Annotated in this window: 8 protein-coding genes; all 8 read left to right on the forward strand. The window is 44.2% G+C overall.

All coding sequences use genetic code 11. The features are described from left to right. Positions 1–372 precede the first annotated feature (372 nt). The 8 genes from modA (at position 373) to IM509_RS15620 (ending at position 12,285) form a co-directional block, all read left to right on the forward strand. Positions 373–1,170 carry a molybdate ABC transporter substrate-binding protein gene (gene modA, locus IM509_RS15585; RefSeq protein WP_052275410.1) on the forward strand — a complete coding sequence of 266 codons (798 nt, stop codon included), beginning with the start codon at positions 373–375 and terminating at the stop codon, positions 1,168–1,170. 188 nt (positions 1,171–1,358) lie between these two features. Next, a complete protein-coding gene (gene modB / locus IM509_RS15590; protein ID WP_072924178.1) occupies positions 1,359–3,197 on the forward strand; it encodes a molybdate ABC transporter permease subunit in 1,839 nt (612 codons plus the stop codon). A 239-nt stretch (positions 3,198–3,436) separates the two neighbouring features. Then, a complete protein-coding gene (locus tag IM509_RS15595; protein ID WP_072924180.1) occupies positions 3,437–4,825 on the forward strand; it encodes a cation:proton antiporter in 1,389 nt (462 codons plus the stop codon). A 309-nt stretch (positions 4,826–5,134) separates the two neighbouring features. Next, positions 5,135–7,033: an N-acetylmuramoyl-L-alanine amidase gene (locus IM509_RS15600; RefSeq protein ID WP_072924181.1), complete on the forward strand. Its 1,899-nt coding sequence runs from the start codon at positions 5,135–5,137 to the stop codon at positions 7,031–7,033. Between the two features lie 100 nt (positions 7,034–7,133). Then, positions 7,134–7,985: a glutamate racemase gene (murI, locus tag IM509_RS15605; protein ID WP_002788398.1), complete on the forward strand. Its 852-nt coding sequence runs from the start codon at positions 7,134–7,136 to the stop codon at positions 7,983–7,985. A 1,129-nt stretch (positions 7,986–9,114) separates the two neighbouring features. Continuing rightward, the gene (locus IM509_RS15610) at positions 9,115–10,056 is read left to right on the forward strand and encodes a glycosyltransferase family protein (RefSeq protein ID WP_081417819.1); all 942 of its coding nucleotides are present in this window, start codon (positions 9,115–9,117) and stop codon (positions 10,054–10,056) included. Between the two features lie 10 nt (positions 10,057–10,066). Next, positions 10,067–10,975 (forward strand): glycosyltransferase family protein, encoded by a 909-nt coding sequence (locus IM509_RS15615; RefSeq protein ID WP_002788401.1) that lies wholly within the window; start codon positions 10,067–10,069, stop codon positions 10,973–10,975. A 404-nt stretch (positions 10,976–11,379) separates the two neighbouring features. Next, positions 11,380–12,285, forward strand: a complete 906-nt coding sequence (locus IM509_RS15620; protein ID WP_072924184.1) for a hypothetical protein — start codon at positions 11,380–11,382, stop codon at positions 12,283–12,285. Positions 12,286–12,409 lie beyond the last annotated feature (124 nt).

Here is a 12,409-nt window from a genome sequence, read left to right on the forward strand (position 1 = left end):
AAATGGGGCGAAAGTCTGTGGACTCTGTGTAAGACAGTACATGGTTTTTTAACTGTGGTATGCGACGGTGGTGGAAGCAGAAACTTAAATCGTGAGGTTTAGGAATCGCCGCACTTTTAGGGCGGCGAGGATGTCAATTTATGTTAAGTGGGTAGATGTTAAAAATTGTCAGACACCCCCCTTATTAAGGGTAAATTAAGGGGGGATTAAGGCGGGAGCCATCTTCAATTTAATTATAACCAGCTACTTATCCCCACACCCCACACCCCACACCCCACGAAAAACTTTTTGCCGCAAACCCTAGATACAGATTTTGGGCGGTGGATTGGTTGTGATAGAAATATAAATATCGATCGCTTACTGTCAATCTTGATGAAAAGACGATATTTTCTGGCTTTTATCGGCTCAATTGCCCTTAGTTGCTTATTATCTCTGGGTATAAACCTTTTTTCCTCTACTATCACCACCGCGCAAACCCAGACAATTCTAGTTTCTGCCGCCGCTAGTCTCAAAGAGGCCCTAGAAGAAATCAAGCCGGGGTTTGAAAAAGCCCATGGCAACATTAAAGTTAACTATAACTTCGGTGCGTCGGGGGCTTTGCAACGGCAAATCGAACAAGGTGCGCCGGCCGATGTTTTCCTCTCGGCTGCCACTAAGCAAATGGACGCTTTAGCAAAAGCTGGTTTAATCGATACAAGTACCAGAAGAAAGCTGCTCACTAATCGCCTAGTTTTAATCGTTCCCAAGAATTCCACCCTAAAAATCAGTGATTTTCGTTCTCTGACTAACAGTAATGTCCAAAGAATTGCCGTGGGTGAACCGCGCAGCGTTCCCGTCGGTCAGTACAGCGAAGAAGTTTTGAAAAATATCGGCATTTTAGAGCAAATAAAACCAAAACTGGTCTTGGCCAACTCCGTCCGTAATGTTCTCGCCGCCGTAGAAACTGGTAACGCCGATGCTGGCATTGTTTACATCACCGATGCCAAAATTTCCGACCAAGTAAAAGTAGTGGCTACGGCTGCCAATAATCTCCATTCTCCGATTATTTACCCGATAGCTGTGATCAAAGCCAGTAAAAACCCGCAAGCTGCCAAGACTTTCGCCCAATATCTCACCAGCACAGCCGCTAAAAACATTTTTGAAAAATTCGGCTTCGGAATAGCCAGATAATTTAGGGGAAGTGGAGAAGTGGGGAAGTGGAGAAGTGGGGAAGTGGGGAAGTGGAGAAGTGGGGAAGTGGAGAAATGGGGAAGTGGGGAATTTCAACTAAAACCCCAACACCCCAACACTCCAACACCCCAACACTCCAAGACCCCAAGACCCCAAAACCCCAAAACCCAACCCCTGACCCCTGAAAAATGCCAGACTTTTCCCCCCTATGGATATCCCTGAAAACCGCCACCATTGCCCTGATAATCATCTTTTTTCTCGGTATTGCCGCCGCTTATTGGATGTTAGGCTATCGCGGACGGTGGAAATCCCTAATCGAGGGAGTTTTCGTCGCACCCTTAATCTTGCCCCCGACGGTGCTAGGCTTCATTTTACTGCTCCTATTCGGCAAAAACGGACCCTTAGGACAGTTATTAGACTTATTTAACTTTCGCGTCGTTTTTACTTGGTATGCCGCCATTATCACCGCGACGGTGGTGGCTTTTCCCCTGATGTACAAAACCACCCTAGGGGCTTTTGAACAGGTGGATGCCAACATCCTACAGGTTGCCCGCACCCTAGGGGCATCGGAAGGGAAAATATTCTGGCGCCTACTTTTGCCCCTCTCCTTCCCCGGAGTATTAGCGGGATTAACCCTAGCTTTTGCCCGCGCTTTGGGGGAATTTGGGGCCACTTTGATGTTAGCGGGTAATATTCCGGGGCAAACTCAAACTATCCCGATGGCGATTTTCTTCGCTGTGGAAGCAGGAGCGATGACTGAGGCTTGGATATGGGTGTTTATTATCATGTTAATCTCCCTATCGGGGATTATCGCCGTTAATCTCTGGCAAAGTCAACGCAAACAGCAATTAGGACGACCAGGAGAAAGCAAACCTAACGAGATGGAGGACTGGCTGCCACCCTGGGAGGGTCGCGATTTTGCCCTTTTAGCAGCTGAAAATAAGCATTATAGGGATAAAATAGGCTTATTTGTCGATATAGAGAAATATTTACCCGGTTTTAACCTCTTGGTCACTTTTAACTGCCAAAATCAGCCATTAGGACTATTAGGGGCTTCGGGGTCGGGAAAAAGCCTGATTTTGCGATCGCTGGCTGGTGTGGAAACGCCCTCAAGGGGTCGTATTGTCTTAAATGGGCGCATTCTCTTCGACTCCGAAAAGGGAATTAATCTCCCCAGTCGTCAGCGTCGTATCGGTTTTGTGGTGCAGAATTATGCCCTTTTTCCCCATCTCACCGTGGCAGAAAATATCGCTTTTGGTCTCTCGAAAAACTTATCTAAAAAAGTTATTAAACAGCAGATTGCCAACCAATTGGAATTAGTGCAGTTACTTGGCATGGAAAACCGTTATCCTCATCAATTATCGGGGGGACAACAGCAACGGGTCGCCATCGCTCGCGCTTTAGCTAGTCGTCCGGAAGCTTTATTATTAGATGAGCCTTTTTCTGCCCTTGATACCCATCTACGCGCTCAATTAGAACGTCAGATGATCAAAACTTTAAGTAATTACGATGGCGTGACAATTTTTGTTACCCACAATATGGATGAAGCCTATCGAATATGCGAGAATTTATTAGTTATGGAAAAAGGGCGGGCAATTGCTAATAATTCTAAACAGAAAATTTTTGAGCGACCAGATAGCGTTAGTTTGGCAAAAATTACTGGCTGTAAGAATTTTTCCCGTGCTGTAATTATTAATAATCAACAATTGGAGGCGATTGATTGGGATGTTAAATTACACACCGTCCCCGGGATTCCCGACTATTTAGCCTATACGGGAATTCGCGCTCATCAAATTATTTTTGGTCGAGATTTAGGCGATATTAATACTTTTCTCTGTTGGTTAGCTAATGCCATTGAAGGACCCCATCGGGTGACTCTCTATCTGAAACTTAATCAACCCTCCAACCACGACCGCGATTTTCATATCCAAGCAGAGTTATATAAGGATAAATGGTTAGAAATTAAGGAGCAAGCTTTGCCTTGGACTGTTACTTTATCTCCCCAGCGTTTATTATTATTAAAGTAATGCGCTAACTCAACGAACCCCCATGAGTACCCACCCAGACTCACGCACCGGTGGGTAGTTAGATTGCCAAACAGAGATTTTGATGCTAATAAACTAAGACGCATTTTAACCGCCTATCCTTAGATTAGCTGAATCTCCTCCAGCCCTACCTTGCTGGGGGACAAGGGGCGAACTTTGATCGGGAATAACTGAATAAGCCGCAAGCTTGTTAGAGTATTGAGAGTAATTTTGAGCGAGCGATGATACTACAGCCTTTCCTTTCTTCCGCTTGGAGTTTTAACATTTCCCTGTTAGCCTCGGCAGCTACAGCCGAAACTGCTGATAGTGCCTTAGTTTTAGCCTGCGTGCTGCTGAGTTTGACCGTTATTTATTTCGCCTGTAAACTGGGGGGGGAAATATGCGTCCGATTCAACTTGCCCCCCGTGTTAGGAGAATTAGTCGGTGGCGTGATTATCGGGGTTTCTGCCCTAAAATTACTGGTTTTTCCAGAAGGTGGGGCGGTATTCGAGGATTCTCTCCTCATTCATTTCCTAGAATCCACTTCTCCCCTCACCCCGGAGGAATCTCCTGCCGTTTTTAGTGCTGCCAGTGAGGTGATTTCCGTCCTCTCGGAATTGGGGGTAATTATCCTGCTCTTCGAGATTGGTTTAGAGTCAGACTTACAGGAATTAATTCGCGTCGGTCCACAGGCAGCTGCTGTCGCAGTGGTAGGGGTTGCGGTTCCCTTTTTGGTGGGTACTTTGGGTTTAATCTATATCTTTCATCTGGCCACCATTCCCGCTATTTTTGCCGGGGCGGCTTTAACCGCTACCAGTATCGGCATTACCGCCAAGGTTTTAGCAGAAATAGGGCAGTTATCGGCGAAAGAAGGTCAAATTATCATCGGGGCAGCGGTTCTCGATGATATTCTCGGTATTATCGTCCTCGCTGTCGTTGCTTCTTTGGTGAAGACTGGAGAAGTGCAAATTAGCAAAGTAATTTATTTAGTTATTAGTTCTAGCGCTTTTGTAATCGGGGCGATCCTGATCGGTCGTTTTTTAAGCCCCTTTTACGTTCAATTAGTTAATAGCATGAAAACTAGGGGACAATTGCTCTTAGTTTCCCTGATTTTCGCCTTTATTCTTGCTTATATTGCCCAAGTTATCCAATTAGAAGCGATTCTCGGTTCCTTTGCCGCAGGCCTGGTTCTAGCGGAAACGGAAAAGCGATCGGAATTGGCAGAACAAGTGTTCCCGATCGCCGATTTATTTGTACCGATATTTTTCGTCTGTGTGGGGGCAAAAACCGATTTAAGTGTCCTTAATCCCGCTATTCCCAGCAATCGAGAAGGATTAGTCTTGGCTGCTTTCCTAATTGTCGTCGCTATTTTTGGTAAAGTGGTGACGGGGTTGGCCGTTTTCAGCAAGGAAAAACTCAATCGCTTGGCGATCGGAGTTGGCATGATTCCCCGGGGTGAAGTGGGTTTAGTCTTTGCCGGAGTCGGTGCTGCTAGTGGTGCTTTATCCCCCGCTACCGATGCGGCGATTATTATGATGGTGATCTTGACTACCTTTATCGCTCCGCCCCTGTTAAGGTTAGTATTTAAAGAACCCACCGGCAGCCCTCAATCAGTGAGCAGTGAGCAGTGAGCAGTTACCAGTGGCAGTGTATAAGTTACCAGTAGCAGTGTTAAGTGGCACTAACAGCACTGTCTTTTCATTGATAACTGATGACTGATGACTGATAACTGATAACTGATAACTGATAACTGATAACTGATGACTGATGACTGATAACTGATCAGAAACATAGCAGACCATGCCAACGTCCCATAAGCTTGTTTTTATTGATAGTCATTCTCAGAGCATTAACGGAGCTATGGATGGCCAAAAATCGACAAAATAGTCCATTTTTACCGAAAAAAGGTAATTGATAACTGAGCAACGGGAGCATCGATCGTGAGATTTCATTGGTTATTCCTAAGCGCATTAACTTGGTTGCTGGTGGCAGCCCCTGCTTGGGCTGGCAAGCTCGTCTTTTGGCGATTCGACACCAATGAGAATCGTCTGGTGTTCACTACCGACAATCGAGTGCAACCGCGAGCGCAAATGATCACTAACCCCACCAGGATCGTGATCGATCTGCCCGGGATCAAGTTAGGGCAACCCAATATTAACCGGCCCATTAGCAATATCGTCAGAAGTGTCCGTATTGGTCAATTTGATGCGGAAACTACCCGTTTAGTGATTGAATTGGCCCCCGGCTACACCGTCGATCCTCAACAGGTAAAAATTCGCGGAATTTCGCCCACCCAATGGACAGTGGAATTGCCAGCTCCCCAACCGATTAGGGAGGAAACGCAACCACCCGTTACCCCTGACCCCACACCTCCCCCCGATCGCGGTTCCACCCGTCCCACTCCCCCACCTCCAGTTAGCCGGACGGACAACAACGATGATTTTCAGGTCACTCGCAATGGTCTTTTTGTCCGTTTAGAGCAGAATGGTGATGAGCGATCGATCCGCAGTCAACGCAGCCGGGACGGCAAAAAAATCGAATTTGAATTACCCGGTGCCACTTTACCCAGCAGTCTCACTGGTCAAACTATCCCCGTCAATCGCTATGGGGTCGGCGATATTCAATTCAGTCAGACCGCCAATCAACGAGCTAAGATTTCCCTGAGTGTTAATAGAGATAGTCCCGATTGGCAAGCTCTCTATAGTCGTTTTGGTGGCTTGGTTTTACTGCCTAGGGGTGGTCTGGGTGCCGTGGATAATATCTCCTCACCTCCCCCCACTAGCGCCACCAATCCCAATCCTCGTCCCAACAATCCCCCCCCGAAAACTGCCAATAATCCCCCTTCTAGCAATCGTTTGGCCACGATCTCCTCGATCGATCTGACGGGCAATAACGATCGCCTCTTAATTCGCGCGGATTTACCCCTGAAAGCTAACGGCAGTGTTAACCGGGATGGTGTCTATGAACTACGCATCGAAAATGCTAAGTTAGCCGAGTCTTTTCGCGGTCCGCGCTTCGGCCGCTATAGTCCTATCTATCAATTGCGGGTACGTCAGGAAAGCGCCAATAAGGTGCTGATTTTGGTACAGACGGCCGTGGGTTTTCAACTGGGACAATTAACTCAATCGGACAGTCAAACCCTAGCCCTAGAATTGCTTTCCTCCCGCAATTCTAGCCCCCTTTCTCAGGTTCCTGACTCCACTACTATCCCTGTTCCTTTACCCCCCAATACGGGGCAATTTAACCCACCGCCGCGCCCCTCTAACCCCACTCCTAATCCCCCCCAACAACGCAATAGCCGCTTTCTAGTGGTGATCGATCCGGGCCATGGTGGTAAGGATCCGGGGGCGATCGGAATTGGTGGCCTTCAGGAAAAAAACGTGATTCTGCCCATTTCCCTAGAAGTTACCCGCATTCTGCAACAACAGGGCATCGATGTGCGTCTCACCAGAGATAGTGATTTTTTTGTCACCCTGCAAGGTCGCACGGATCTGGCTAACCGGATCGATGCCGATCTATTTGTCAGTATCCACGCTAACTCTATGGGTAAAGCACGACCGGATGTCAATGGCCTAGAGGTGTATTACTTCGGCGATCGCAGGTTGTCGGATACTATCCATCGCAATATTGTCCGTAGTATCGATATGCGCGATCGGGGGGTGCGTCGGGCCCGTTTCTATGTGCTGAGAACCTCGAAAATGCCCTCTACCCTCGTGGAAGTGGGTTTCGTCACCGGCGCTGAGGATGCTGCTAAATTAGCCAATGCCAACTTTCAACGACAAATGGCGGCGGCGATCGCAGGGGGGATTATTGAATATATTCAACGAAATCTCCGTTAATGATTAAATGATTGGAGCATTAGTTTACTAATCAAAAAATCCGTGTTTTAATATCATCAAATAAAGCTATTTTAGATCAGCGTTTTCCTCGATATTATCTATGAGAGAATCACAACTTAGTCCGATTGGTGTGTTTGATAGTGGTGTGGGTGGACTGACAGTTTTAAGGGAGTTGTATCGACAACTGCCCCAAGAATCAATTCTCTATTTCGCTGATACCGCTAGACTTCCCTACGGAACTCGTTCTAAAGGGGAAATTATCGAATTTGTCCGGGAAATTCTCACTTGGATGAGCGAGCGCCGGGTGAAAATGGTGATTATGGCTTGTAATACCAGTTCCGCCTTGGCTTTAGAAGAAGTACAGGCCGAATTTAAAGATTTACCAATTTTGGGGGTAATATTACCCGGTGCCAAAACTGCCGTTAAACAAGGAAAGCGCATTGGGGTTATTTCTACCCCAGCTACGGCTAAAAGTAATGCCTATAAACAAGCCATTCAAGAAATCGATCCTACTGCCCAAGTTTGGCAAATTCCCTGTCCTGAATTTGTCCCTTTGATCGAGGCTAACCGCATTTTTGACCCCTACACCACACAAGTGGCTAGGGAATATCTTCAGCCTTTACTGGCAGAAAATATTGATACTCTGGTCTATGGTTGTACCCATTATCGCCATCTTTCCCCGGTTTTGCGTCGTCTTTTACCTAGTTCCGTGCGATTGGTAGATCCCGCCGCTGCCGTTGTCCGAGCGGCGGAAAAAGAACTAGAATTATTAGGTCTAAAAAATCCCGAAACACCCCTACCTACCAACTTCGCAGTTAGCGGTGATCCTGACACTTTTGCTCGTTTATCTCGTCAATGGCTAGGTTTTTCTCCCGGGGTAGAAAAGGTTTATTTGCAATGTCGGGTGAAGACCCTCGGTTTTACCGATGGGATGAAACAAAGGCCAGTATAGAACAGCGAACCACAGCTAAAAATAAGTGTCTAGTCTCAAGAGCGAAATCTCGAATGACTTCTGACATTGTTAATGGCATTCTAGTTGCGTATTCCGAAGTGCGCTTGCTCTTCTTTTGGGGTCGTTAGCCTTGGCAGTCTTTTTTCATTTAAAGGTCTTGAAGGACTCACGAAAAATAGCTACCATATAAGTATAGCGGCTAGGGTAAACAACCGCTTGAAAAATCCATGTAGTCTAATCACTATGCTATCTGCACCTTGACAATCAAAGATATGGGGTTCTACCTAATGTTCTAGTTTCTACCTGTAGGTAGGTAAAATCTTTGCAGGAACTAGACAAAGCAGTATTTGAAGCTAACACTTCAATTAAAGCAAATTTTGTAGAAATACAACTAGGGTGGGGCGCACCCAAAGTTAACGCTTGAGGAGAGAACCACCTCTGGGTTGAGAATCGCAAGGTACTTAGTCTAAGTGGACTCGGTGAATCAAGAATCCCTCCCATGAGCGCGACGGGAGCGTCAATTGCCTGTCCCCGTTTTATAGCCGTCAGCCTTTTTCAGGGAGCAGTAATCAGTGAGCAGTAATCAGTGAAAAGACAGTAGGAAACTGCTATTTACAGCCTTTCTCGTCAAGGTGAAGCACAGACACTAATACCTGCTCATCAACTTCAGCAAATCCTAGATAAAACGTTTACATGGCAAGTATATAAGCCCACCGCTAGGAAAGGAAGGCTAGAGTGAGTGGTTGGAGGATAATATTTGTCTATTAATTGCCCTTCTACAGCCAATTGAGTCAAGTAGAAAAAGAGGAATGGAAAAAGGGTAGTCATGGAAATGCTGATTTAGTGGGGGAAATTTGGCACAATTTTATATTAGTTAATATTTGCCTTTATGCTTGCTATATAAGCTTATCAGACTACCAATGCTTCGGATTTTGGGCATGATTAATTTTTCAAGAATAAAAAAAACTAGAAATCAGATTTTAGGATGGTAAACAAGTTGAATATAGATTTTATTTCTCTTGAATTCCCACTCTTGACCTCTCAGCCTTCTGATCTTCCAGAAATTTTCCTTGTTGCTGGAGAACTATGATACAATGGCATCAGAAAATAGAGGAAAAATTTTTTTATCATGGACAAGGTGTCAACACCAAGCCTATCAATTGTTATTCCGACTAGAGAAGGATTTGCTGACCACTGGTTTAATGCGCTGACCGAGGTCAAGGGAGAAGTAGAATTTATCTTGGTTCATCCACCAGGAGCGCCTAAGTATCCCACGTCCGACCCCAGGGTACAGCAAATAGTCAGTCCCTTGCGGGGAGAAATTATTCAAAGAATTAGTGGATTGATGAATGCGACAGCACCTTACACACTAACCATTAATTGTGATGAGTTTCTTCACCCCGATATCTTGACCATGGTTCTACAGTATTTCCAGCGATTTCCAGATAGCTGGGTGATGAGACTCTGTACTAAGCGATTTCAGTATGGAGAAACAAAAGAACTGACTGCTCCCTGGCAACCGCTGCCCCAGATAGAAGAACTACTGGTGTGGGATAAAAGCTCCAAAAATCAGGATGGCTCAGATCGAAGTGGCTACTTAAAGGAAATTCCCATCGTTCCTTTTGACAAAAGAAAGTTAGATTTGATGTGCTTTGTGCGCGAAAGAAAAGATCACCACGGCCCTCATACTGAAAATTTTGATAAAAAAGTCTGGCTCACTCAAATGGTACAGGCAACCTGCAAAGATATCGTTAGTTTGTTACCATTAATGGGTCCGTTTAAGTATATTCCCTTTTGGTGTTTAGATCGTCTTTTGGGTTTATTTCTTCAAGCTAAGTTTTTCGAGCAGGGCCAAGGAAAAATCATCGGTCATCTCATGCCATCTCCAGAACAGTTACGCATGGAGAACAATCCCCCCGAATATAGAAGACTAAATCGCTATGGTATTTTATCAGAAATTTTCCTAGTCAAGTGTTTTCCTCAGTATGGATATATGTGGAATCTGGTGATTACCAATCTCAGGGAAGTTCCCAAAAAATATGTACTTTATCGACTAGGAAAAGAGGGATAGTCAGCTAATCATGACCAACTCACCAATTCTATCAATCGTTACTCCAACTCTGGGCAAATTTTCCGAATATTGGTTGCAACAACTTCTGACCATTCAAGGGGAAGTAGAATTTATTTTGGTTTATCCTCCTGGGGCCGTTACCCCTTCCCTAGAAGATCCCAGAGTGAAAATTTTTCATAGTCTTTATCAGGGAGAAACAGCCCAGAGGGCCGTCGGTCTTCTCAATGCTTCCGGTCAATATGTGTTGGCTCTCGATGATGATGATTTCTTGCATCCCCAGGTGGTTGCCTTAGCGAAAGATTACTTTGATAATTTTCCCCAAAGTTGGCTCTTGCGTCTCTATAAGGAGAAAATTGATTATCTCGATGAGGAAAGAATTAAAGCTCCTTGGCCGGAGCTACCCGCTATCAATCAGTTAAATATCTCTAGAAAAAGACAAGATAAGTACCAAGATTTAGTGGAAGTTCCTATCGCTCCCCTAGATAATCCTTTCGAGTTAAGACTAGCTTTATGGCCCTACGGCAAAAGAAAAGATATTCATGGCTGTCATCTAGAACCTTTCAATAATAATATTTGGAAGACTGCCTTAGTGAAAGAAGCCTTAGATGATTTTGTCCGCAACATGAGGATAGGAGAAATTTTAACTTGGTTGCCTCTCTGGGGATTTGATAGAGCTTTAGGATTATTTCTGCAAGCGAAGTTTTTTCAAAAAGATATATATATCGGCCATTGGATGCCCGAACCCAATCAAATAAGATATATAGTCAAACCCTACTCTATGAAAAGCCTAAGAATCCTTTTTCCTTCCGATGCTTTATTAGTCAAAAGATTTCCCCAGTATGGTTATTTCTGGAATCTTTTCTTCGAGGAGTTATACAATGGCATCAAGACCAAAATCAAAAGTCTCTGGAAAGCATGACTAATTATCGTGCGATACTTTACTAATCTGGTTTTATTTCCCATGAGTTATCAACAACCCCCCATCAACTTCGTAATCCGCAAAATTCCAGAAAAGCTGCTGAAGGAACATGAAGCAGGGTGAGCGCATCCCAAACGCTATTGACAATTGGGCAATTTTGTGATAGGATTGGCTTGTAGGCATTTCGAGTGATAGCAATCAATTGAAATGGTTAAGAACTCGATCCATTTGCTCGGTTGTTGCCTAAACATTGAGGGGGCAAATTCTCCTCAAATATGCTTGAATCGCCCTCTGGGTAAGCAACCCACATAAAGTTCATTTTGCCAAGGATTGTTAAGATGCGCTTACCGTGTTGGTGTCGTGTTTACAAAAACATCTAGAATTTTGCTTGAGTGAAGGAATCCATGTTTGACACAACAGAACCAGTCAATCAAAAACAAATTATACACATTGGTCCAAGGTGTCATGAAGATTTCAACGTTACTTTAGCTGAAGCAATTAGCTCTGAAACTGGCATAGTAAACCGCTTGATCGACTATCAATCTCTCAAGAATATAGATGCTTCCAGTGTTTTGTCTTCATTGATAACTCCAGATTGTTTGGGGGTTCTCTTACATTATAACTTTAGATACTACGATGTTCCCGATTGGCTCTTGAGAGTATTACAAAATCTCACAAAAACTAGAGACTTTAAATTAATTATCCTAGTCCATGAGTTCAACGCAACTTACACAAGAAAAGGGATAATTTTCCCCGCTTTCAGATTTTTACTAACTTCTTATCAAATCTTCAGATTAGCTGATTTAACCGTGACTACTACTTCCAGAATTAAAAATATAGTTTCACGATTAACTGGAAAAACCGAAGTTATTTGCTTACCAAATTTTTCTACTATGGGTGAACCTCAATGTATTCTTCCTCTCAAGGATCGCCCACCATACCTTATTGTTTTCGGTTCCAAGTACACTCGTCCCCTAGTTTATACAAAATTCAGTAAAAATCTCCTAAAAGCCTGTCAAGCTTTAGGCATTGAACGCATTTATGATGTTGGTTATCCCTGTGATTTGAGTACCACAGAAGGTCAATTCAAAGGAATAGAGATAATCCCTATGGGATTTCAGTCTAATCAGATTGTTAGTGAATTGATGTTAACTTCACGGGGGGGCTTTTTAGATTATAGCCATTTTCCAAGAGATTTAGGCAAATCCACTATCTTTGCCGCCTATGCCGCCCATGGTTTGGTTCCAATTCTAACAGAGTATAATCCTTCTGAAGCGGATGGAGTAGAAAATAATAGACCTCTTGCATAATTTTTTTATGGTATAATGGAGGGTTTTGCTTTTTTCTCAATTCTTAGATTGAAGTGGAAAAAAGAATAAAATGTGATCTTAGGTCAGGAAATCATCTATAATTTTGCTATGTTTATTAGCAAAA

Origin of the sequence: Microcystis sp. M31BS1, from assembly GCF_020245285.1 — a bacterium.
Lineage (GTDB): Bacteria > Cyanobacteriota > Cyanobacteriia > Cyanobacteriales > Microcystaceae > Microcystis > Microcystis panniformis.